Annotated in this window: 18 protein-coding genes; 13 read left to right on the top strand and 5 right to left on the bottom strand. The window is 41.5% G+C overall.

Going from position 1 to position 23,322, the window contains the following annotated elements:
* Nucleotides 1-116: 116 nt before the first annotated feature.
* Genes glgX through treY form a run of 3 tightly spaced genes read left to right on the top strand, consistent with a single transcriptional unit; the run spans nt 117 to nt 8,270 of the window.
* Entirely contained in the window at nt 117-2,243 is a 2,127-nt protein-coding gene (gene glgX, locus A0125_RS02380; RefSeq protein ID WP_066751574.1) for a glycogen debranching protein GlgX, read from the top strand.
* An 11-nt stretch (nt 2,244-2,254) separates the two neighbouring features.
* Nucleotides 2,255-4,072: a malto-oligosyltrehalose trehalohydrolase gene (gene treZ, locus A0125_RS02375; RefSeq protein ID WP_197464736.1), complete on the top strand. Its 1,818-nt coding sequence runs from the start codon at nt 2,255-2,257 to the stop codon at nt 4,070-4,072.
* 19 nt (nt 4,073-4,091) lie between these two features.
* Complete coding sequence (gene treY, locus A0125_RS02370; RefSeq protein WP_156472385.1) at nt 4,092-8,270, top strand: malto-oligosyltrehalose synthase; 4,179 nt, start codon at nt 4,092-4,094, stop codon at nt 8,268-8,270.
* 10 nt (nt 8,271-8,280) lie between these two features.
* Here treY and A0125_RS02365 read toward each other — a convergent pair whose 3' ends face one another.
* Entirely contained in the window at nt 8,281-8,562 is a 282-nt protein-coding gene (locus A0125_RS02365; protein ID WP_156472384.1) for a hypothetical protein, read from the bottom strand.
* 121 nt (nt 8,563-8,683) lie between these two features.
* Nucleotides 8,684-9,586: an SDR family oxidoreductase gene (locus A0125_RS02360; RefSeq protein WP_066751566.1), complete on the bottom strand. Its 903-nt coding sequence runs from the start codon at nt 9,584-9,586 to the stop codon at nt 8,684-8,686.
* Between the two features lie 374 nt (nt 9,587-9,960).
* Between A0125_RS02360 and A0125_RS02355 the strand changes: the two genes are divergently transcribed.
* The 3 genes from A0125_RS02355 (at nt 9,961) to A0125_RS02345 (ending at nt 13,394) form a co-directional block, all read left to right on the top strand.
* Nucleotides 9,961-12,093 (top strand): catalase, encoded by a 2,133-nt coding sequence (locus tag A0125_RS02355; protein WP_066751563.1) that lies wholly within the window; start codon nt 9,961-9,963, stop codon nt 12,091-12,093.
* 17 nt (nt 12,094-12,110) lie between these two features.
* Nucleotides 12,111-12,545, top strand: a complete 435-nt coding sequence (locus tag A0125_RS02350; RefSeq protein WP_066751561.1) for a DoxX family protein — start codon at nt 12,111-12,113, stop codon at nt 12,543-12,545.
* Nucleotides 12,546-12,641: 96 nt separating this feature from the next.
* Nucleotides 12,642-13,394 carry an alpha/beta fold hydrolase gene (locus tag A0125_RS02345; RefSeq protein WP_156472383.1) on the top strand — a complete coding sequence of 251 codons (753 nt, stop codon included), beginning with the start codon at nt 12,642-12,644 and terminating at the stop codon, nt 13,392-13,394.
* A gap of 128 nt (nt 13,395-13,522) precedes the next feature.
* Here the strand turns inward: A0125_RS02345 and A0125_RS02340 are convergent, their stop codons facing one another.
* The 3 genes from A0125_RS02340 to A0125_RS02330 all read right to left on the bottom strand — a co-directional run bounded on the left by A0125_RS02340 (nt 13,523) and on the right by A0125_RS02330 (nt 17,303).
* Entirely contained in the window at nt 13,523-13,894 is a 372-nt protein-coding gene (locus A0125_RS02340; protein WP_066751559.1) for a response regulator, read from the bottom strand.
* 130 nt (nt 13,895-14,024) lie between these two features.
* A complete protein-coding gene (locus A0125_RS02335) occupies nt 14,025-15,026 on the bottom strand; it encodes a histidine kinase dimerization/phospho-acceptor domain-containing protein (protein ID WP_066751557.1) in 1,002 nt (333 codons plus the stop codon).
* Nucleotides 15,027-15,047: 21 nt separating this feature from the next.
* Nucleotides 15,048-17,303, bottom strand: a complete 2,256-nt coding sequence (locus A0125_RS02330) for a mechanosensitive ion channel family protein (protein ID WP_197464735.1) — start codon at nt 17,301-17,303, stop codon at nt 15,048-15,050.
* 156 nt (nt 17,304-17,459) lie between these two features.
* On the opposite strand from A0125_RS02330, the gene A0125_RS02325 reads away from it, so the two are divergent.
* The 7 genes from A0125_RS02325 to A0125_RS02295 all read left to right on the top strand — a co-directional run bounded on the left by A0125_RS02325 (nt 17,460) and on the right by A0125_RS02295 (nt 23,206).
* Nucleotides 17,460-17,678, top strand: coding sequence for a hypothetical protein (locus tag A0125_RS02325; RefSeq protein WP_066751552.1), 219 nt, complete (start codon nt 17,460-17,462; stop codon nt 17,676-17,678).
* A gap of 13 nt (nt 17,679-17,691) precedes the next feature.
* Nucleotides 17,692-18,435, top strand: a complete 744-nt coding sequence (locus A0125_RS02320; protein ID WP_066751549.1) for a nucleotidyltransferase — start codon at nt 17,692-17,694, stop codon at nt 18,433-18,435.
* A 6-nt stretch (nt 18,436-18,441) separates the two neighbouring features.
* A complete protein-coding gene (locus A0125_RS02315; protein WP_066751547.1) occupies nt 18,442-19,182 on the top strand; it encodes a metallophosphoesterase family protein in 741 nt (246 codons plus the stop codon).
* Between the two features lie 119 nt (nt 19,183-19,301).
* Nucleotides 19,302-19,523 (top strand): DUF1896 family protein, encoded by a 222-nt coding sequence (locus A0125_RS02310; protein WP_066751545.1) that lies wholly within the window; start codon nt 19,302-19,304, stop codon nt 19,521-19,523.
* 56 nt (nt 19,524-19,579) lie between these two features.
* On the top strand, nt 19,580-21,133 hold the full coding sequence (locus tag A0125_RS02305; protein ID WP_066751544.1) for a PAS domain-containing sensor histidine kinase: 1,554 nt from the start codon (nt 19,580-19,582) through the stop codon (nt 21,131-21,133).
* Nucleotides 21,134-21,483: 350 nt separating this feature from the next.
* Complete coding sequence (locus A0125_RS02300) at nt 21,484-22,302, top strand: DUF4394 domain-containing protein (protein ID WP_082784853.1); 819 nt, start codon at nt 21,484-21,486, stop codon at nt 22,300-22,302.
* A 136-nt stretch (nt 22,303-22,438) separates the two neighbouring features.
* Nucleotides 22,439-23,206 (top strand): DUF3050 domain-containing protein, encoded by a 768-nt coding sequence (locus tag A0125_RS02295; protein ID WP_066751539.1) that lies wholly within the window; start codon nt 22,439-22,441, stop codon nt 23,204-23,206.
* The last annotated feature ends 116 nt before the right edge of the window (nt 23,207-23,322 follow it).

Genomic DNA, 23,322 nt, shown 5'->3' with positions numbered 1-23,322 from the left:
GCATCAACTACTGTTTATAACGCAAGACAAATCTCGCAACTCAGCATAATACAATGTTGTAGCATACGATGATCCAAATTTCATCACCAAACTATTAAAAAGACATTAACAACAATATGGAAACTAAAGTACTTACCGGCTCACCCTACCCATTAGGTGCTACCTATAACGGCGATGGAGTGAACTTTTCTATTTACGCTGAAAATGCGGAAGGCGTGGAATTATGCCTTTTTAATAAAACCGACGATCCGACGGAAAGTGTAAAAATTCGATTTAAAGAACGAACCCATCAGGTGTGGCACGCCTTTATACCTGGATTAAAACCAGGTCAATTGTATGGATATCGGGTGCATGGCCCGTTTGACCCACAAAGTGGCCACCGTTTTAATGCCAATAAATTATTGATTGATCCATATGCTAAAGCCATTGCCGGAACATTAGAATGGGACGACTCTTTATTTGGATACGAAGTGGGCCACGAACAGGAGGACCTTAGCTTTAGTAAGCTTGATAGCGCGCCATATATACCAAAATGTGTGGTAGTAGATAATACATTTGACTGGGAAGGTGACCAACCGCCAAAAGTACCTATGCATAAAAGTATTATTTACGAAACACATGTAAAAGGTTTTACGCAGTTGCATCCCGATATTCCTAAAGAGATTAGGGGAAAATATTCCGCAATGGCGCATCCAGTTACCATAGAATATCTTCAAAACTTGGGAATAACTGCTGTAGAATTGATGCCGATCCACCATTTCATGACTGATAGACATTTGAAGGATCAGGGATTGACTAATTATTGGGGGTATAATACGATCGGTTTTTTTGCACCAGATGTGCGCTATGCTGCACATGGAATACAAGGCGAGCAAGTGCGCGAGTTCAAAGAAATGGTTAAAGCACTGCATCAGGCTGGCATTGAGGTTATTTTAGATGTAGTTTACAATCATACGGGCGAAGGCAACCAGATGGGCCCCACGCTCTCGTTCCGAGGTATTGATAATGCTGGGTACTATCGATTGACAGAAGACCCACGTTATTATATGGATTACACAGGTACTGGCAACACGCTGAATGCGATGATGCCTCCGGTACTCCGCCTCATCATGGATAGTTTACGGTATTGGATTCAGGAAATGCATGTGGATGGGTTTCGATTTGATTTGGCTTCGACGCTTGCGCGTGAATTACACGAAGTAAATAAATTGAGTTCCTTCTTTGATGTAATCCACCAAGATCCAGTCATTTCACAAGTCAAATTAATCGCCGAACCGTGGGACATTGGCGAAGGAGGTTATCAGGTAGGAAAGTTCCCGTCCGGCTGGGCAGAGTGGAATGGCAAGTACCGCGATTGCATGCGTGATTATTGGATTGGCGCAGATTCTATGCTGGGTGAATTTGCGGAGCGTTTCATGGGGTCTTCCGATCTGTATCAAGACGATTATCGCCGCCCAACAGCCAGTATAAATTTCATTACAGCACACGATGGCTTTACTTTGCATGATCTGGTATCGTACAACGAAAAACATAATGATGCTAATGGTGAGCATAATCAGGATGGAGAAAGCCACAATAGATCATGGAATTGCGGTGCCGAGGGCCCAACCGATGATAATGAAATTAATGCTTTGCGCAACAAACAAATGCGCAACATGCTTACCACCATGCTGTTATCACAGGGTGTACCTATGCTTGTCGCTGGCGACGAATTTGCACGCACTCAAGATGGGAACAACAATGCGTATTGCCAAGACAATGAAATCTCCTGGTTAGATTGGGCGAACCGGAATGAAAGCTTACAAAACTTCACCGCGCAATTAATCGCATTTCGTAAAGCGCACCCGTCATTTTGCCGTCGTAAGTGGTTTCAAGGTATGCCGATTAAAGGCATAGGTTTGGAAGATATTGCTTGGTTCTTGCCAGAAGGCAACGAGATGAGTGACGAACATTGGCAACATGATTATGCGCGTTCCCTAGCAGTGTTTTTAAATGGCAACGGCATTCGCTCGCTGAATGATGAGGGAGAGAAAATAAAAGACGATAATTTCTATATTTTATTTAACGCGCACCACGAAACTATAAACTACAAATTACCCGCTGAAAAATATGGAAAAAAATGGACCAAAGTGATCAATACCGAATATGATACTATTGATGAGCATGACACGTTTAATCCAGGCGAAGAAGTAGCGGTGCAGGGTCGCTCCATTATTGTTTTGAAGGCAAATAGTAGTAACTAAAATTAATAGTTGTGAATACACCAAATAGAAATGATATCGGTGTTCGCACCACAGCCGACGGCACTCATATTTCGGTATGGGCGCCAACAGCAGAAATTGTGCAATGCAAAGTGGAAGATCTAGAGACGCTTATCGCACTTGACCGCGGTGAATATGGCTACTGGGAAACCAATACAAATGCTATTAAAACGGGCGATCGCTACCGATTTGTGGTCGATGGGGAAACATACCCTGATCCGGCTTCGTACTCTCAACCAGATGGCGTACATGGCGCATCCCAAGTAGTTGATTTATCTTTTCCTTGGACAGATGCGGCCTATAAAGTGCCTGCTATGAAAGATTTAATTATCTATGAGCTACATGTAGGCACATTTACGGCGACTCATGATTTTAAAGGTGTGATTGGCAAGTTGCCCTATTTAAAAAAATTAGGAATCAACGCCATTGAAATCATGCCTATCGGGCAGTTTCCGGGCGAACGCAATTGGGGCTATGACGGTGTTTTCCCATTTGCCGTACAAGACTCGTATGGTGGGCCAAAAGCTTTTCAAGAATTGGTAAATGCAGCCCACGCCATTGATATAGCCATTATATTAGATGTTGTATACAACCACTTCGGACCAGAAGGAAATTATGCGCCAAACTTTGGGCCATACTTCACAGATAAATATGGTACACCGTGGGGCAGCGCCATCAATTTTGATGACGCATACAGCCATGGCGTACGCGATTTTGTACTGGCAAACGTAAGGATGTGGTTTGCCGACTTTCATGTGGATGCATTACGCATAGATGCCGCACATGCCTTAAAAGACTGGAGTGCCTCACATATATTACAGGATATACGGCGAGAAACCGATAACTGGATAGAAACGCAAGATCGTGCTCATTATCTAATCGTAGAATGCGACCTGAATGATACGAGATATTTGGATTCTTTAGATAAAAATGGGTTCGCGATGGATGGGCAGTGGGTCGATGAATTTCATCATGCCTTACGGGTAGCTGCAGGAGGCCAACCAGATGGTTATTACAGCGACTTTAGTGGAGTGAAAGATTTGGCGAAAGCTTTACAAAACGCTTACGTATATACCGGCCAGTATTCAGAACACCGTAAAAAATTCTTTGGCACAGAAACGACAGGTGTACCGGGCGAGCGTTTTGTTGTGTTTTCTCAGAATCACGATCAAACAGGAAATCGTATGTTAGGAGAACGCTCGAGCATGCTGTTCTCCGCCGATATGCAACGACTAATGGCGCTCACTGTCATGGCTTCGCCGTATGTACCCATGTTGTTTATGGGCGAAGAATGGTCGGCCTCTACTCCATTTCAATATTTTGTACATCATAGCGACGAAGAGCTGGTCGAGGCCGTCCGGAAAGGACGTAAAGAAGAGTTTAAGTCATTCCAGTCGGAAGGCGAAACTCCAGATCCTCAGGCCGAAACTACTTTTGCTAGTTGCGTGCTGAACTGGGGGGAAGTCGATACTGGAGTACACCAAGCTATGCTGGCTTATTACGAAGCACTAATCAGTTTTCGTAAATCTAATAGCATTCTTAGGCAGGTGGATCGATCAGTACTCACCGTACAATACGACGAAGGTAAATCTGTGATCGTACTGAGCTATGCCTTTGAAGAGCAGTTGATGGTCGGCATCCTTAATTTCTCTTCCTCGTTGCAATCCGTCAGTCTGGATAGTGCGTATACTTGGGAACGCATTTGGGACACTTCAGATCCGGCTTGGGGCGGCTCCGGCCCTACAGCCGATCTTTTTAGCGGCGAACTTTCAGTAGCAGGTGCTACCGGAGTTTTCTTTCAACGGTTATAATACTTATCGCGTCATTCTCATGCCTCAACCACAAAATACGTATCGTATTCAATTCCATCAGCATTTTAATTTTGCTGACTTTGCGTCCATCATTTCATACCTGCAGCAGCTCGGTATTCACACCATATATGCTTCCCCGATATTGGCTGCTACACCTGGCAGTACACATGGATATGATGGGATTAGCAGCCATCGCATTAATCCTGAAATTGGCACTAAAAAACAATTAATACAGCTAAAGAAGCAATTGCGCCAGTACAACATGCTGTGGCTTCAAGATATTGTACCCAATCATATGGCGTATCATCCAGATAATGCATGGCTAATGGATGTTTTGGAGTTGGGAAAAAATTCTGCCTACCACTCCTATTTTGATACTGCTTACAGCACAGAGCTCATGAGTGGAAAAATAATGGTACCGATATTGGGCAAATCTTTGCGACAGGCGTCCGAAGCCGAAGAACTGAGTATACAGTTTTCTAAGGGGAAATTTGTAATCCAATATTATGATCAGGCATTCCCACTTTCCCCATCCAGCTATTCTTATATATTACAGGCATTACCGCTTTCGGATGCGGAGAAGGAAGAACTTCACGCTGCAATAAACAGCGGTGCAGAGCAGCCTTCTCACTCCTCTATACACCAGTATTTACTGACTTTTTTTGCTGGAGCTAAAAAACTGAGCACTCTACAGCAGCATCTTGCTCATTTTCGCCTCGATGTAGCTGCTATGACCACATTACTGGATCAGCAACATTATCGCCTCTGCCACTGGCAAGAGACGGACAAACAAATCAATTTTCGGCGTTTCTTTACTGTAAATGGATTGATATGCATGAATGTTGATCGACCCGAAGTGTTTGAAGATACTCATGTATTGATCAAGGAGCTTTTACAAAAAAATATTTTTGATGGATTACGCATCGATCACATTGATGGACTTTACAATCCGTCTCAATATTTACGCGATCTGCGTAGGCTGAGTGGTACAGGTACTTACATTGTAGCCGAGAAAATTTTAGAATCCGGAGAAGAGCTATCCGAACAATGGCCGATCCAAGGTGCCACGGGATATGAATTCCTTGCCTTGTGTAACAACGTGTTAACGAATTCTAAAAGTAAGAGAATACTTACCGATTACTATCATGCATTAACGGGCATTACGGCAGATCCGTACAGATTACAATTGCAGAAAAAGGCAGCTATTCTACAGAATCATATGGGTGGCGAAATCGACAACTTGTACCATTACCTGCTGCACTTAAGATTGCTCCCTGATGACGCGCCTTTTGCTGCCAGTGAAATGAAAGATAGTATTGCGGCTTTTTTAATTTACTTTCCGGTGTATCGTCTTTACGACGAAAGTTTTCCACTTGCTGAGGCGTCGCAACGCATGATTTCGAAAGTTTTTGATCAGATTTTGCACGATAAATCTGCGCCAAAGAAAGCGATTAAAGCATTCGCAGCCATTTTTGCAGACGCGCAATCCAACAAGGATCAAGATTTACGAGAACGCACCATGCTGTTTTTTGCACGATGTATGCAATTCGCAGGTCCTGTAATGGCCAAGGGAGTGGAAGATACGCTTATGTATACCTACCACCGACATATCGGACGTCATGAAGTGGGCGATCATCCAGAAAATTTTGGCATATCAAAAAAAGAATTTCATCGGGCGATGGCTAATCGGCAGGAAAAATGGCCATCCGCACTGAATGGAAGTGCTACGCACGATACCAAACGTGGAGAAGATCAACGTGCACGACTGCAAGTCCTTAGCGCTATTCCGGAAATATGGATTGAAACGGTGAAAGGCTGGGAAAAGGATCTCGAGGCCAACTACGCTCAGACCTTACCGCATCCTAATGATCGTTACTTTCTATTTCAAACTTTGTTTGGCTCCTATCCTATGCCCGATATGCCGTACGACGACTACGATTCGAGATTAAAAGCCTATTTGGAAAAATACTTGCGCGAAGGTAAGGAACGCTCGGATTGGGCTGCACCCAACGAAGAATACGAAAACAACTTTAAGGCATTTGCAACTTATTTATTAGACAAGGAGCAATCCTTCTTTCCTAAATTTCATGCTTTCTTCACACAATATGTTGATTTTGGCATCAGCAATTCATTGAACCAGCTGGTACTCAAATTGACCTGCCCAGGTATCCCCGACGTATATCAAGGTACCGAATTGTGGGAATTAGGATTTGTCGATCCCGACAACCGCCGACCGGTAGATTACGCTTTGCGCCTTCAGTATTTGCAGGAAATTACAGCTTTGCCAATCCACGAGCAGCTGTCGTCCTTGTGGCAAGACAGGTATTCGGGCAAAATAAAATTAGGCATCTTGCATCGGCTTTTGGAGCTAAGAGCTGAATTATCAGATTTGTTTCGAGACGGCACATATCTTCCTATAAAAGTAGCTGGCAAATACAAACGAAAAGTGCTTGCATATGCACGTAGATATCAGCAAGATTGGGTCATTGTGGCAATGCCTTTACATCTTGCATCTTTTGGACCAAATGCACTCAACAATATCACAAAATTTGACTGGAAAGATACACATATCCTGCTGCCCGAAGAGCTGGACATACAGTGGCAACATACGCTATCAAAGAGCGAAGGTAGCAGCAATAAGATCGAGATAAACACGCTATTCGATGAGGTACCAATCGCTATTTTGCGGGGCACTACGATTAAAAACAAACGTAGCGCTGGCATCGTAATGCACATCACATCACTCCCATCCGCGTATGGCATCGGCGATCTCGGCCAAGAAGCGTATCAGTTCGCCAATCAATTAGCCGCTGCCAGACAACAATGGTGGCAGGTGCTTCCGCTTGGTCCCACGTCCAAAGATCAATTTCATTCTCCATACAATACATATAGTGCTATGGCCGGAAATCCCTTATTAATCGATCTAGAACAGATCACGAGATCACTTCAAAACAGCAAGCTATCGCCGCCAAGGCGCCACTCGGATCATCAGCGTCAAGCGGTAGATTTTGAGGCAGCATATGCTTTCAAAATGCCTGTGTTGCGACAAGCATTTGACCAGATGCAAGTACAAAATTGTACCGACTTTCAGCAATTCTGCAAAGCACAAAAATCGTGGTTAGATGACTATGCCCTTTTTGTTGTATTAAGGGAAAAACAGGGAGACAGGCCGTGGTATACATGGGATTCAGATTATCGTTTGCGCAATCCAGCAGCATTAAAAAGCTTTTCGGAGCAGCACCATGCTGCGATTTCATTTCAAAAGTGGTTACAATATATGTTCAATAATCAATGGACTAAACTACGCCGCTATTGCCATGCACGAAACATATCTATCTTAGGAGATATTCCGATTTACGTAAGTCATGATTCGGCTGACGTGTGGGCTAATCCTTCGCTTTTCGCACTGCACGATGATGGCAGTATAAAAGACGTAGCAGGCGTACCACCCGATTATTTCAATGCGGATGGTCAGCTCTGGGGCATGCCCGTATTCAATTGGAAGATGCATCGGAAAACCGGCTTTAAATGGTGGATTGCACGGATCAAACGCAACATCGATTTGTTTGACAGCGTACGTTTGGACCATTTCAGAGCATTTTCTGCCTATTGGGAGGTACCGGCTACGGCTGAATCCGCGAAAATGGGCGCATGGAAAAAAGCACTAGGAAAAGAATTATTTGCCAAAATACGGACAGCTCTGGGCGAGCTACCTTTTATTGCAGAAGATCTTGGTGATATTGATGCAGAAGTCTACGCCTTACGTGATAGTCTAAAAATGCCCGGCATGAAAGTTTTACAATTCGCATTTGGTAATGATATTGCTACCTCTCCACATATTCCACATCAATATGACGAAAATTATGTGGTGTATACCGGCACACACGACAACAATACTACACGCGGGTGGTACGAATTGGAAACCGATAAAAATATGCGGCGCAATATCCATTGCTATGCTGGAAAACAAATCGATAACCACGAGATTAACGAGGCTTTTTTACGCCTAGCTTATGGTTCTCGTGCTAAGATAGCGATGGTGCCGATGCAAGATATCTTGGATCTTGATAGCAGCATGCGCATGAATAAGCCTGCTACGACACAAGGAAATTGGACTTGGCAGATGCGACCAGAAGAATTTACGAAGAGAAGAATACGCGAATTACGCGAAACCGTCAAAATATTTGACCGCGGATAGTGCTCCTGCACTATCCGCAATAATGTAGTATTGGATCTACGTTAGTAATTTTTGCATAATCTACCGCCGGAATATGTCGTTCGTGACTTTCATAAATCCATTCTCCACGATCATCTCTTTTAAAGGTAATGATATAATTGATGCCTAAAGGCGGTAGCGGTGGCTGCCGACGATGCACATATATACCTACGCGCACACACGAACTATTATGCACCTCAGCCTGCTGCTGTTCATGCACAAATGCTAATGCTCTGGTGATCGCCTTATCTAAAACAGTTTGCTTATTATTCATGCTTCTACCTTTCATTACACCCTGCATATTACATACCAAAAAAGTAGTGGTATATATATTATACTATATATCCACTACCTTGTTGTTTATAATTTCGATTAAGTAGGATTCTTATCCTATTTTATGGATGACCATAACCTCCAGCTACACCTACAATTTGTCCGTGCGAATAACTGGACGTCGTATCTGCCAATAATACATAAACTCCGGCTAATTCTACAGGTTGTCCGGCACGTTCGAGTGGAGCTGTTGCTCCAAATTCAGGAATAGCATCTTCAGGCTGCCCGCCACAGATTTGCAATGGTGTCCAAATTGGTCCAGGTGATACACCGTTAACCCGGATACCTTTCGGCCCTAATTGTTTTGATAACGCTTTGACATAAGCTACGTTCGCTGCTTTGGTCTGCGCATAATCAAAAAGATTGGCGGAAGGATCGTAAGCCTGTACCGAAGATGTGGCAATGATGGCCGACCCAGGTTTCAAGTGTTTTAATGCGGCCTTGGTGATCCAATATGGTGCATATATATTAGTTTTCATCGTCAAATCAAAATCACGGGAATCGATATCTTCAATCGAATCATGACTTTTCTGCTTTCCGGCGTTATTGACCAGTATATCCAATCCGCCGAGCTGCGCAACGGCATCTTCTACCAATTTAATACAAAAGGATTCTTCGGTGATATCACCAGGGATCGCATATCCCTTTTGGCCAGCTTCTTCGATATATCGAATAACTTCTTTCGCATCTTCCTCTTCGTGCGGCAAGTAATTGATAGCCACATCTGCACCTTCACGCGCGTAGGCAATAGCAGCCGCGCGGCCGATGCCAGAGTCACCACCTGTAATCAATGCTTTACGACCTTTTAATTTGCCTGATCCCACATAAGATGTTTCGCCATGATCTGGAATAGGATCCATCTTACCAGCCAATCCCGGAAATGGCTGTTGTTGTTTTGGATAAGGTGGCTGTTGAAATCGTGTACGTGGATCGATTAGACCTTGTATCTCTTTTTTATTCTCCATGATAATAATTTAAAATTTTTAATGCTGACTTCGATTTGCGTAGTCCGACATGTTAATCTACAAATCACTTATGCAATAGACATTTTACTAAAGGCTATGTTTCGCTTAATATTAGAACACGCATACGCACCCAAAAAATTGCGACAAGTACCCCGTCTACAACCGTAGTATTACTTATTAAATTTTTCTTCTGTGTTTAATTCAAACTATTAAATGGTAGAACTGTTGTTCATATGTATAACCTTTAAAATGCAGCGCAGATATACGATTTATACGTATTTATTAACGTACGGAAACAGCATTTGCGCAAAAATTGAAGTGATACAAAATTAAATCTTAATGACAAAAAATAAACCTGATAAATAAAATTTAGTATGGCGATCGGAAAAGACGGAAGAAACCCCAAGAAAGAACAAATGGACAGCCACTTGGTCAACAATAATATGACCAACATGACTACCAATCAAGGGGTAAATGTGCATAATAACAATAACTCCTTAAAAGCAGGCAAACGCGGACCTACGTTATTGGAAGATTTTATATTGAGAGAGAAGATTTTTCATTTCGATCATGAGCGTATCCCAGAGCGAATTGTACATGCCAGAGGTAGTGGTGCACATGGTGTCTTTCAAGTATATGAATCATTGGAAAAATATACGAAGGCCGACTTCCTTCAAGATCCCACTAAAGAAACACCTGTTTTTGTGCGCTTTTCGACAGTGGCTGGTTCTAAAGGTTCTACAGATATGGCGCGTGACGCGCGCGGCTTCGCAGTCAAGTTTTATACCGACGAGGGTATCTATGATTTAGTGGGCAATAACATTCCGGTATTTTTTATACAAGATGCTATGAACTTTCCGGATCTCGTACATGCCGTGAAGCCCGAGGCAGACAATGAAATGCCACAAGCAGCATCGGCTCATGATACGTTTTGGGATTTTGTATCTCTAATGCCAGAGTCTGCGCACATGATTATGTGGGCAATGTCAGACCGTGGTATTCCTAAAAGTTTGCGTACCATGGAAGGATTTGGTGTACATACCTTTCGTCTGATCAATAAAAACAACGAATCTCATTTTGTGAAATTTCATTGGAAGCCTACTCTCGGAATGCAAAGTGTAGCGTGGAATGAAGCACAAAAGATCTCAGGCTTTGATTCCGACTATCACCGTCGTGATCTTTGGGAAAACATCGAAGCTGGAAATTTTCCTGAATGGGAATTAGGGTTACAAATTTTCACTCAAGAGCAAGCCGACAATTTCTCTTTCGACGTGCTCGACCCGACCAAGATCATCCCGGAGGAATTAGTTCCTGTGCAATTGGTAGGCAAATTGACGTTAAACCGTAATCCAGATAATTTCTTCGCCGAAACTGAGCAAGCGGCTTTTCATCCAGGCCACATTGTGCCCGGTATCGAATTTACCAGCGATCCACTTTTGCAAGGCCGATTATTCTCTTATACAGATACCCAATTAAGTCGCCTAGGAAGTACCAATTTTCACGAGCTACCGATCAACCGATCAACTGCTCCGGTGCACAACAATCAACGTGATGGCCACATGCGTCACGATATAGCTAAAGGAAAAGCTAATTATTTTCCAAATACGTTGGGTGGTGGGTGCCCATTCCATGCTATGATACAAGGAAAAGGATTTGATTCTTATCCTGAAGAAACTACTGAAAGTAAAGTACGAGGCAGATCTGATAGTTTTGCAGACCACTTTACACAAGCTACCTTATTTTATAATAGCCAAACAGAACCAGAAAAGGAGCATATCATCAGTGCATTTAGTTTTGAATTGGGTAAGATCAACTCTGTTGAAATAAGAAAACGCTATTTGGGAATTCTTACACAAGTTGATCAGGATCTTGTGACAAAAGTGGCTAAAAATTTAGGATTAGAAGTTCCATCGGGCCTAGCTGAAGAAACTCTTTTTTATGCCAAGCAGAATCATGCCGACTATCCAATTACGCCTAAAAAGCCTGAAATAGAAAAATCAGAAGCATTAAGTATAGAGCATAAGAAAGTAGAAACCATTAAGACGCGCAAGATTGCAATACTAGTGGCCGACGGCACTTGCCAAGACTCGTTAGATAAAATAACTAATCCATTAGAAGAAGGCGGCGCCACACCTGTATTAATTGCACCTAACGTAGGATCGATTACTACTAAACAAGGAAATGTTTTACCTATCGAACATAGTTTTCTGACAGAATCTTCGGTATTGTACGATGCTATGTTTATTCCCAGCGGCGAAAAAGCTATTGAATTATTGAACCAAGAACCGGATACATTTCAATTTATTAACGAAATGTATAGACATTGCAAACCACTAGCTTTTGGTATTGGAACGGATACGATATTGGATCGTACCTATATTAATAAACAAGAAAAAGACTGGGGAGTCGTGATCGAATCAAAGGAAAATAGTTTGGATATGTTTTTAAAAGCTGTTGCTCGCCATCGCAATTGGGCACGTGAAACATCGCGCAAAGTACCTGCTTAATAACTAATCGCAAAACTATGAAGCAAATAGTTGAAACACGGAAAAATATCGGCAGACACATCGCAAGAGTAGCTCTGGGCGCATTCTTTGTTTTTGCTGGCGTAGCTCATCTCACGTTCGGAAGAAGAGCGTTTAGAGCGCAGGTGCCAAATTGGGTACCTGCAACTAAAGATCAAACGGTCGTATGGTCAGGTTATCTAGAGATCATGCTCGGACTACTCACTCTTATGCGTAGCAAACCTGACCCACGATTAGGTTATACAATTGGTGTATTTTTAATAGCGGTATTTCCAGGAAACTGGGCGCAGTATAAAAATCAAAGAAACGCCTTCGGGTTGAATACTGATCGCGCGCGCTTTGTTCGTCTCTTGTTTCAGCCATTACTCATATGGCTTGCTCTTTATAGCATGGGCGCCATGACTACTAAAAAATTCAGAAAGCTTACACATTAATAAATTAAGAACAAAAAATATGGGAAAAATAAGTTATAAATCAAATGACCAGACCATAGATATCACTATCAAGATCACGGAGAAGGAAAACCAGTTGTGCTGATTCATGGATGGCCACTCAGCCACACGTCGTGGCAAAATCAAAGTACGTCCTTAGTTAACGCCGGTTATCGAGTGATTGCGTATGATCGTAGAGGTTTTGGAGATTCCTCGGCAGCAGATGCATACGACTATGATGCGCTCAGTGGCGATCTTCATGCATTGCTGGAAGAATTAAATCTGGAGAAAGTTACCTTAGTAGGCTTTTCGATGGGTGGTGGCGAAGTGATACGCTATGTTACCAATTATGGTACTTCTCGGCTTTCCAAACTCGCACTTATTGCATCAATTATTCCTTTGGTAAAACAAAAGGCCGATAATCCACAAGGCGTTCCGGAGCAAGATTTAGATGAAATTTTAAAAAACCTAAAAGAGAATCGTATTGGGTTTTTGAAAGAGTTTCATCAGCAGTTTTACAATGCTGATAAACATCCTTCAGCCGTTCCAGAGTCACAACTGGATGCTGACTTGGCCGTATCATCAGCTGCTGATGCTAACGCAACTATCGAAGCAGCTAGAGCGTGGATGGATACGGATTTCAGAGCCGAATTAGAAACCATTTCGTTGCCAACGCTAATAGTTCATGGCAATGAGGATAATACGGTACCCATTGCAACTTCTGCAGAACAAGCAGCCAAGCTAATTCGGAATAGTGAGCTAAAAGTATATGAAAAGGCTCCTCATGGACTAAATATTACACATGCGGAACAACTGAATCGCGATTTATTACAATTCTTAGAATCGAACTAGGTACGAAAGTTATCCATTAGCATTATAATAAAAAGTCCAAGATACTATCTTGGACTTTTTATTATAATGCTATCTCGAAAAAGATATAAACGTAATACAGAGAATGTGTAGAAAAAAATTAACGATCACTAAACAGTACTGATTACGGCATTTTCCACTGTAGTTAAAAACTCTTCCACATCAAATGGTTTAGCGATGAAGGTATTTGCTCCTGCTTCGGTAGCTACCTGCAAACCATCACGACTCGCGGAAATACAAATAATAAAAATGTGTTTTAATTCATCACTAGCACGCACCCTCTTGATCAACTGATCACCGGTGATCACCGGCATCCACAAATCTACAATGAGTATATCCGGTTGGAATTCCAGCATCTTATCATAAGCGTGTACGCTGTCTGTTTCGGTAATAGTATCTACATCTTCTAATTCCAATACCATTTCCAACATATCGGTGATGCCTTTATCATCATCACAAATAAATACCTTCTTCTGTGTCATAAAATATGCTATCTAAAATTTGCAGTCGCATAATACTGCATTCTTTTCTCCGGAAAATGCGGCTAACTCGTCTGTACTTCTATAGACCAATTCCCATACCAGAAAGTTTATTTTAACAAAAAAAAGATAGTTAGGCTAAAGGAATACTTATGCTTAAGCGTTGCGCTATAGTATCCCACACTACTACTCCCTTAATTTTGTGTACTATCTCCTCTAAAACGTTTAAGCCTACGGGTTGGAAGTCAGCTTTTTGGCTATCATTGAAAAGTGTATATTGTATTCGATCTGACAATTTGGACCATTTAATCGTAACGTTTTGCCGACTAGAACTATCAGATCTATATCCAACACTTTGGACAGCTAAATTAAAAATTTGATAGAGTGTTTTGCTGTCGCCTTTAATATCGGGAAGAATGGCAGATACCGCTACAACCTTGAGATTGAGAATGGGTTCGTACTCTTGAGTGATCGTCTGCAACATATGCGGTACACGATGCGTAGCGTGCTCACTATTCGTGTTCGTTTTACTAACATCAACGACGTCTGTAATCAGTGTTTCAACGCTCTGAAGTGCATCAATCACCATACTAACCCATTTTTTATGTTCTTCAGGTGTCAATTGCTGGCGCGAGCGCATATATTGCATACCCAATTTGGCAACAGACAAAGGATTTCGCAGATCGTGAGATAATTTTTTACTCCAGCTTTTAAGTTTTTCATCTGCCAGAACGGTGTTGTTGCTGTTATACGGCTTCAGGAGTGGATCCTTCGTTATTCTAATGGTATGGATTAAAGACTCCGTTGCACCGGTAGCATTGGTAATCGGTTGTAGCTCCCAATCCGTATACACAGTTTTACTAATCCCTTTATCATTAATTAATATAGGAAATGAGGCTACCTGAAAAGGTTGACCACTATTCCATACGTCTGATACTAAGCTGGTCAAACACTGATGATCGCTATGCGATAAAAGCTCAGAAAATTGTTTAGCGCTTTTTGTATGATCAGAAGTCCAGAAATTGATCATGCTGTTATTTATGAAACCTATGCGAAGTGATGCCGATGTATAGATCGCCATAGCTGTGCTAGATTGACTCAAAATATCTAGCATATTTTTATTATCGTTATTCATTCTTCATGTAATGTATTATGGCTATACAGAGGCAATATTCACATTTATAGCATCTAATTCCTTCTTCATTCCCTCCAAGAACTGGCTCCTGAATCGTTCAATTTGCCTTACATTCTTGATCCCTACCTGAATAGATATTTTATAAACATCAGGTTGCACATCTTTTGTATGCACTTTTATTGGTATGGTTTTATCGACATATCGATCGGCTTTTAGCCAATCACGTAGGCGCTCTTTAATATTTTCAATATCATCGGTACCCGTAATTGATAAATCCAAATTTACACGAATATCGGTGGATGAAAAAGTCCAATTGACTAAACGGCCAGAGAACAAATCAGCGTTTGGGATGATAACTTTAGCACCTTGGTCTGTAAGCAATACACTGGATCGAATACCAATCTCCAGCACCTGGCCTTTTTTATCTGCCAATTCGATATAATCACCTACTTTGAATGGCTTCTCGAAAACCAAGATCACGCCTGAAACTAAGTTATTGATGATATTTTGTAATCCAAAACCGATACCTACGGTCAGTGCTCCGACGATTACGGTCAGTTTATCTAAGCCCAAGCCTAAGATACTGATGGCAAAGAAAAAACTTACTATTACCAAAATGAGTCGAAATAATGGAAATAGAGTCATTCGCTTAGCCTGCAAATCATCTTTTGAGGGATCATTAAGCAGGTGTTTCAAATTCTTTTGAATCCAATTAGATCCCCACAATACCAGAATGGCTAATAGTAGATTAGCATAATTAAAACTGATGCTCCCTATGGTATGTTCTTTATATAATACGGCTTGGAAAAAATTTGCGGTTCTTGTGGTAATGTTCAAATTATTGACTAAGACAATTCCCACAATTATTACACTTAGTAAAGAAATCAATCTTTTCAGGCTGCTAAGCATGCGTGAAAGATCAAATCGGCGTATTAAGTTTTCTTTTGACACTAGATTATAATGTTGCTCCAAATCTCCGAGCAACAATGAGCCGAACGCACGAAATGTAAGTGCCTGAATAAGCCCAACACTAGCTGCAATGCTGCTGATGCGCGCAAAATAGATGTACCCAAATAGATTACACAAGATCGAAACGGTAAATCCGATTGCTATTCCCCATTTTGCAATCGGTAGGATATAGTTATGATGTGATGCTACATCTCGTGTATTCCCGATTCTCCATGTTAGTATGAGTGCGATTAGATTTATAATAACCACAATGCTCCTTATCCAAAGCGCGTCGGAGATGACTAGATTTGTACCGATCAATAGCAAGAAGATAAGCAGTACAATATTTACAACTTGCTTCTGAACCTCTGAAAGCCGACTACGGTAATAGGTATATAACAGTAAGGACGTAATTAAATAACTAATCTGAATTACTAATATTGGAATCTCATAAGTTGCTAATGGCAATAATAGTAAAAAGAAGACGATAGATTTCAATAGTGGACTCCAGATTGGAAAATCTTTAAAGGATCGCCATTTTTGCTCGGTTGGCGATTCCTCCTTAGCCAAGCTAAAGGACCAGTAAAAATAGGCCAACGTAAGTAAAATAAGTAAGAAACGACCACTCCAAGCTTTATAGTCAAAAAACTGATCGATCGATTTGTCGCTATCCAAATTATTGCGAATCGAGCGAAGTACACGTCGTGTAGTCGGCATTTCCATAGTAGCGCTGTAGCTAGAATCTTGCGCTAAACTATCTGTAAGCGTGCGATTATTTAGTTGATCGCGAATCTTTACCACATTTCCCAGAAGGCCGTCCAGCCGTTGATCCAACCGCTGCAAAGAATCTTCAATACCAACCTGCACATCGCGTAATACGCCTCCATTCTGTGCAGAATCAGTACGATCATCGCTATACATCTGCCTTTGTGTTTGCAAATCCTGCCGGTAGCGCACGATTTCCTGCTTTAACAACGTAATATCACGAACCTTGGCATTCAAGAAAACGGTTGACGGTTGTGGAGTAGAATCCAACAAGCCAATTGACTGCTTCAGGGTATCTTGATCTGCCTTTACGCTATCGATCTGCTGCGCCAGCTCACCAACTTTTATTTGTAAAGTTCTTAATTTTAAATCAACTACGATAGGCTGTTGCGACAGCGTTTCTTGCGTTGTATCTATCGTATCGCTATTCTCTACAGCAATCATATATTCGCGGGATGTACCATCCAACAGATTGCTGTCTTGCTGCGCGTAGAGTGGTAACGCCGACCACATGAGTAATCCCAAAAACCATGTAGACACGGCGGTGTATGTATTTTTAATCATAGTTCCCTGTACAACAATTCTTGCTAGTACATGTTTGCTAATAATTGCCCTTCCTGTTAGCAAAACAGAAGATAAGCCCACTTCATGTACAACCATTTTAGTTTTGCGCTGTTATCATTCAAGCGATGTCAAGTATTACTCACTTAATACACACCTATGAATACGAAAAACAATATCGCCTTGCGCGATCTAAAATACACCAATAGCTATCACGCGATGAGTATTCCGGATTACGAAGATGTGCCGGATCCTGAAGAGCGCGATCATCCTACTCCTTTGAAAGAAGGCGATCCATCTACCAACATGCCGCCAATACCGGATCGCGGATTTCCGGGAGAAGATGAGCGCGTGCTAGAAGATTTATTATCGTACTAAGAACAGGGATGTTATGATAGAAACCGAAAAACAGAAAATCGAATCACAAGCATTCTACAAAGAAGCCTTGCAGCTATTGTATGACAACGACTGTCAGTTTATGCTTGGCGGGGCTTTTGCCATGTTTCAGTACACCGGCATTTTTCGTGACACCAAAGATTTAGATATTTTTTGCAAAAGCAGCGAATATCCAAAGATCTTAAAAGCATTTGCCGAAAAAGGATATCAAACCGAACTTACTGATGTGCGTTGGCTCGCCAAGGTATTTCACGGAGAATATTTTATTGATATCATATTTGATACCGTAAATAATATCTGTACCGTGGATGATCGCTGGTATGAAACTGCCACCGAAGGTGAATTTGCTCAGCTTCCAGTAAAATTTATTCCAGTAGAAGAATTGATCTGGTGTAAATTATACGTACAAAATCGCGAGCGAAATGACAGTGCAGATGTCAATCATATTTTGCTTCGCTACGGCCAACATATAGATTGGAAGCACTTACTTTCAAGACTTGATCGGCATTGGCATATCTTTTTGGCTCAATTACTCATCTTTCAATTTGTATACCCGGCCGATTATCGATCGATCATACCAAAATGGATATTTGATGAGTTGATTGCACGTGCCAATGAGCAATACGACCTTCCGGCACCTGTGGAAAAGGTATGCCGCGGTCCTTTGATAGATCAGACGCAGTATCAGGTTGATATTAAAGAGTGGAATTACAAATCGTACACCATTACGACTATTTAAAAAGATATGAACGCAAAACGGACCGCAAAAAAAATAGCCGCTATGGCGGATATTCATATTAAGATGAGTGATCGTGGAAAAATGAAATCCATCTTCGAAGAAGTGTCACACGAAGCAGATGTACTCGTCATTTGCGGAGATCTTACCGATACTGGCGATGAGGATGAAGCAGCCATATTAGCCGAAGATCTTCGGGCACTACAGATCCCGGTAGTGGGTGTATTGGGCAACCACGATTATGAGAAAGGTCGTCAAAAAATTATCAAACAAATACTAACTGAGCACAAGATGACCATTTTGGATGGTGAATCCACCGTATTAGCAGATGTGGGATTTGCTGGTGTGAAAGGTTTTGGCGGTGGTTTCGACCAGTATATGTTATCTATTTTCGGGGAAGATATGATGAAATCATTTGTACACGAGGTGGTCAATGAATCGTTACAACTAGAGCGTGCTCTTACGAGGCTGGATCAAGAACATCCCGAAATTCCTAAGATCGCTTTGCTTCATTATGCGCCTATCAAAGATACGGTAGCCGGAGAGCCCGAAGTACTATTTCCCTTTCTGGGATCTTCACGGCTGGCCGAACCAATCAATCGTGGCAACGTCGTTGCCGCTTTTCATGGGCATGCCCACGCTGGCACATTAGAAGGAAAGACAAAAGAAGGAATTCCGGTGTATAATGTTGCTTTGCCGGTATTGCGCAAATCTAAAATAGACGCCTGTTATTATATGTTAAAAGTGTAGATACGTATCGTGCTCGGTATAAATGCGTAATCTGTTAAATTAACAAAATTGGTTTAGCGCATATCTATGTTTGGCCTTAAAGTTGCAAACACTGGCTAAAACACAAACTATTAAGATACATGAACGATATTATTTTTAATGAGCACTTTATTCGTTTTGAAAAAAAATTGAAAAGATCGCTGTCAGGAAAAGTGCGGGAGAAGCTCATCAATAAGGATGTCATTACAAAACGATCAAGATGGGCCACAAACGCTTATCTTGGCGCATTGACCGCAGGAAATCCGGAAGATTACTGCGAGCAAATCGCCACAACTATATTACTCGATGGATTAGATCGATAGATAGCTCACTAGAATACCTAGTAGCTATCTATACCCATCTACATAGATACCGCTATATGAAAAACGAACGTGATCAAGAACACATAACCGTTGCACAACTGAGTACGGAAAATATTAATTCATTATTTCAGTCGGCTCTTGATGCAAGTATATCGGGTATCATCATCACGGATAATAATCTGCCCGACAACCCCATTATATACTGCAACAAATCTTTTGAGCGCATCAGCGGCTACAGCAGAAAAGAAATCATTGGGCACAATTGTCGGTTTCTTCAAAGGGATGATCGGGAGCAAAAGGTGCGGGAAGAATTGCGAGAAGCCGTAAAACAGGGCAAACCTGTAAACGTAGAGATCAGAAATTACACGAAAAGCGGAGAACTTTTCTGGAATGAGCTGTACGTGTCGCCGATCACGGATGATCGTGGGCAAGTGACGCACTTCATTGGGGTACAAAACGATGTTAGCGCGCGAAAAAAAGCGGAGCAAGAGCTACGAATGGAGCGTGAGCTAATGGAAGAAAAAGTGAAAGAACGCACTGCGAGCCTACAGCTAAGCGAAGAATACCTCAAAAGTATTGTAGAAACAGTGCGTGAAAGTCTGTTGGTACTAGATTCTGATCTAAAAGTATTGACGGCCAACGAAGAATTCATGCGTACTTTTAAAGTGAATCGAGCAGAAACCATTAACAAGAAACTATATGATCTGGGAAATGGACAATGGGATATCGAGGCATTAAAAGAATTATTAGAGAAGATCTTGCCTACTAACAATCCGGTGCTTGATTTTGAAGTGCAACACAACTTCCCCCACATCGGACACAAACTGATGTTACTCAATGCACATCGTATTGAATTGGAAGGAACCTACAAAGATCGCATTCTTCTGGCCATCGAAGATATCACCGATCGGCGGGCTATAGAACTGCGCAAAGATGATTTTCTAGCGGTAGCCAGCCACGAACTAAAGACGCCATTAACCACTATAAAGGGTTACATACAAGTAGCTACAAGATTGCTACCAAAAAAATCTGATGCTAAGCTTCTTAACATCATGGACAAAGCAAATGTCCAATTAGACCGACTCAATCGGTTGATCGCAGAGCTTTTGGATGTTTCTAAAATCCAATCAGGAAACTTGGAAGTACACCGCGATAAGTTTGACTTCAACAACATGGTACGCGAAGCGGTAGATGCTATTAAGCGCGCTACGGATAGCCACGAAATCATCTTATCTGGCCGTATTGATAGGTCCTATGTAGGTGATGAGGCTCAGCTAAGTCAGGTGGTGAATAATTTATTGGCCAATGCGATCAAATATTCACCAAAAGCCAAAAAAATTGAAGTTTCCTTATCCGTCATTAGCAAGTACATCAAGTTTTCCGTACGCGACTTTGGTATGGGTATTAGTCTAAACGATCAAAAGAAGATTTTTGAACGATTTTATCGTGTAAGGCATATCCAACATCAATTTCCCGGTATGGGAATCGGCCTATACATCTGCGAACAAATAATTGAGCAGCATGGTGGCACACTATGGGTAGATAGTGAAATTGATAAAGGTTCGATATTTAGTTTCACATTACCCTTGGATACTAATGAAACTGGCTAGTACCATTTAATAAAATACGCAATTATGATGATGCATATCACATCATCATCAACATGAACATTACACCGCCCAAATACGGGTAAAAAATATCTTCTGTACAGTGATATCTACAGTAGCAATATTTGGGGAAACCAGCTGCTATTGCAATTTGACGCGAACTGTTACACCTAATTATTCTCACCACACCTGAGGTAATTTTTAGTAGCCAAACTACCATATGGCAACATAATAGGTACAGAATAACGAAAAAAATCCCAAGTTGTAAAACAAAATAGAAAATTGCCTGTTCACACATTAGTCTACGACGCTGAGAAGAGCATCACACAAAAACTATTAATAAATATACTACTATGAAAAAAACAACTACCCTATCGCTAGCGACAGCTATGTTGGCATTTGCCTTCGCTACTACTTCCTGTTCAGATGACAATACGATCGATAACGATATTGTCGGCCCGAATGTAGAATTCTTTGCTATTGATGGAGACAATCATCTAATTCGCTTTAATGCACAGAATGTGCAAAATATGGTAGATGAATGGACAATCACAGGTACGGAGAGCAATGAAAAAATATTAGGTATTGATTTCCGTCCTGAAGACGGAGAATTATATGCTATTGGTAGCAGCAACAGAATTTATAAAATAAACACGCAAACTGCTGCAGCTACTGCTATGGGCCTAATACCATTTACTCCAGGATTAGATGCTATGGAAGTGGGATTTGATTTCAATCCAACGGTCGACCGAATTCGGGTGGTTACGGCGAATGGTCAGAATTTACGTGTACACCCGGAAACTGGTTTAGTCGTAGCCGTTGACGGAGAGTTAAATGGTGTATCAGGAGCTAAAGTAACAGCGGCAGCGTATACGAATAACACCGCTGATGCTACTACTACAGATCTATTTGTGATCGATGTTACAACAAATATGCTATACAAACAAATGCCACCAAATGACGGTGATTTGATGCCCGTTGGAGAGCTAGGAGTAAATATTACTGCGGCTGGTGGATTTGACATTAGCGCTGATGGCCAATACATCATGGCATCATTAGAAGTTGATGGAAGACATAGCTTATACAGCATCGATTTAGAGACAGGTAAAGCTACCAGAGCATCAAGTAATTTTAGAAAGCCTATAATGGGCTTGGCTTTCCCTACGATGTAATTATTTTTTAGTCTAAAAAGTATTAATAGCCACGTACGCTAGCGCATACGTGGCTATTCTTTTTTACGCCGCGTTATAATCGGACGCTGATATCTAAATCCGAAATTGATCAAAACTTTATAATATCTTTGCGACCATGTCTAGCATTGAACTACTCCAAGCCGCCATCGCTCACGAACGCAAATTGCTGCTTCATCACCCTTTGTATGCGAAAATCAATAACCTGCACGATTTACAAGCCTTTACAGAAGGTCATGTATACGCAGTATGGGATTTCATGTCGCTGCTAAAAGCATTGCAAGTACAACTTACTTGTACATCTATTCCATGGTTTGCGAGTAGTATGCCCAATACAAGATATCTGATTAACGAGATTGTGTTGGCCGAAGAATCCGATGTATATATTGATGGCAGTCGCTTGAGCCATTATGAAATGTATTTGGACGCGATGTCCACTATGGGTGCTAATACCGATAGTATAACAAACTTTGTACATCTAGCGGCATCATCCACCGATATTTTCGCTGTAATCGAAGCTACTGCTATAGATCAACGCATCAAAGATTTTTTGCGATTCACTTTCACTATTATTCAAAATGGTAAAGCGCACCAAATCGCGGCTGCTTTTACATTTGGTAGAGAAGATCTAATACCAGATATGTTTACTTCAATTTTAAAGGAATTACAAGCAAAGTCGCCCGCAGTAGATATGTCTAAGTTTATTTATTACTTTCAACGACATATAGATTTAGATGGTGATGAACATGGTCCACTGGCGATGCAAATGATTGTAGAACTTGCGGGCGATGATCCTCAGAAATGGCAAGAAATGCAAGATACAGCTATTCAAGCCCTGCATTTTCGTGCTAAATTGTGGGATGCTATTGCGGACAGAGTTAGCTAACCGTGGAATATACGTACTTTTGGTATAGATTACGTATTGTGCGCGCACTGAGTACCTAATTTGGGCAATGATGAGAAATGTGGCATCGGCTTTGCAAATCCTTACATGAAACACAA

The organism is Sphingobacterium populi (genome assembly GCF_001586775.1).
In the GTDB taxonomy this organism is placed as follows: Bacteria; Bacteroidota; Bacteroidia; order Sphingobacteriales; family Sphingobacteriaceae; genus Sphingobacterium; species Sphingobacterium populi.
Note: the sequence above shows the minus strand (reverse complement) of the source record. Positions and strands in the feature narration are given on the sequence as shown.

What these genes read in the sequence shown, in the direction of transcription:
- glgX (WP_066751574.1), top strand. Translation starts at nt 117, where the DNA reads ATGGAAACTAAAGTACTTACCGGCTCACCCTACCCATTAGGTGCTACC.
- treY (WP_156472385.1), top strand. Translation starts at nt 4,092, where the DNA reads ATGCCTCAACCACAAAATACGTATCGTATTCAATTCCATCAGCATTTT.
- A0125_RS02365 (WP_156472384.1), bottom strand. Translation starts at nt 8,562, where the DNA reads ATGAATAATAAGCAAACTGTTTTAGATAAGGCGATCACCAGAGCATTA.
- A0125_RS02360 (WP_066751566.1), bottom strand. Translation starts at nt 9,586, where the DNA reads ATGGAGAATAAAAAAGAGATACAAGGTCTAATCGATCCACGTACACGA.
- A0125_RS02355 (WP_066751563.1), top strand. Translation starts at nt 9,961, where the DNA reads ATGGCGATCGGAAAAGACGGAAGAAACCCCAAGAAAGAACAAATGGAC.
- A0125_RS02350 (WP_066751561.1), top strand. Translation starts at nt 12,111, where the DNA reads ATGAAGCAAATAGTTGAAACACGGAAAAATATCGGCAGACACATCGCA.
- A0125_RS02340 (WP_066751559.1), bottom strand. Translation starts at nt 13,894, where the DNA reads ATGACACAGAAGAAGGTATTTATTTGTGATGATGATAAAGGCATCACC.
- A0125_RS02335 (WP_066751557.1), bottom strand. Translation starts at nt 15,026, where the DNA reads ATGAATAACGATAATAAAAATATGCTAGATATTTTGAGTCAATCTAGC.
- A0125_RS02330 (WP_197464735.1), bottom strand. Translation starts at nt 17,303, where the DNA reads ATGATTAAAAATACATACACCGCCGTGTCTACATGGTTTTTGGGATTA.
- A0125_RS02325 (WP_066751552.1), top strand. Translation starts at nt 17,460, where the DNA reads ATGAATACGAAAAACAATATCGCCTTGCGCGATCTAAAATACACCAAT.
- A0125_RS02320 (WP_066751549.1), top strand. Translation starts at nt 17,692, where the DNA reads ATGATAGAAACCGAAAAACAGAAAATCGAATCACAAGCATTCTACAAA.
- A0125_RS02315 (WP_066751547.1), top strand. Translation starts at nt 18,442, where the DNA reads ATGAACGCAAAACGGACCGCAAAAAAAATAGCCGCTATGGCGGATATT.
- A0125_RS02310 (WP_066751545.1), top strand. Translation starts at nt 19,302, where the DNA reads ATGAACGATATTATTTTTAATGAGCACTTTATTCGTTTTGAAAAAAAA.
- A0125_RS02305 (WP_066751544.1), top strand. Translation starts at nt 19,580, where the DNA reads ATGAAAAACGAACGTGATCAAGAACACATAACCGTTGCACAACTGAGT.
- A0125_RS02300 (WP_082784853.1), top strand. Translation starts at nt 21,484, where the DNA reads ATGAAAAAAACAACTACCCTATCGCTAGCGACAGCTATGTTGGCATTT.
- A0125_RS02295 (WP_066751539.1), top strand. Translation starts at nt 22,439, where the DNA reads ATGTCTAGCATTGAACTACTCCAAGCCGCCATCGCTCACGAACGCAAA.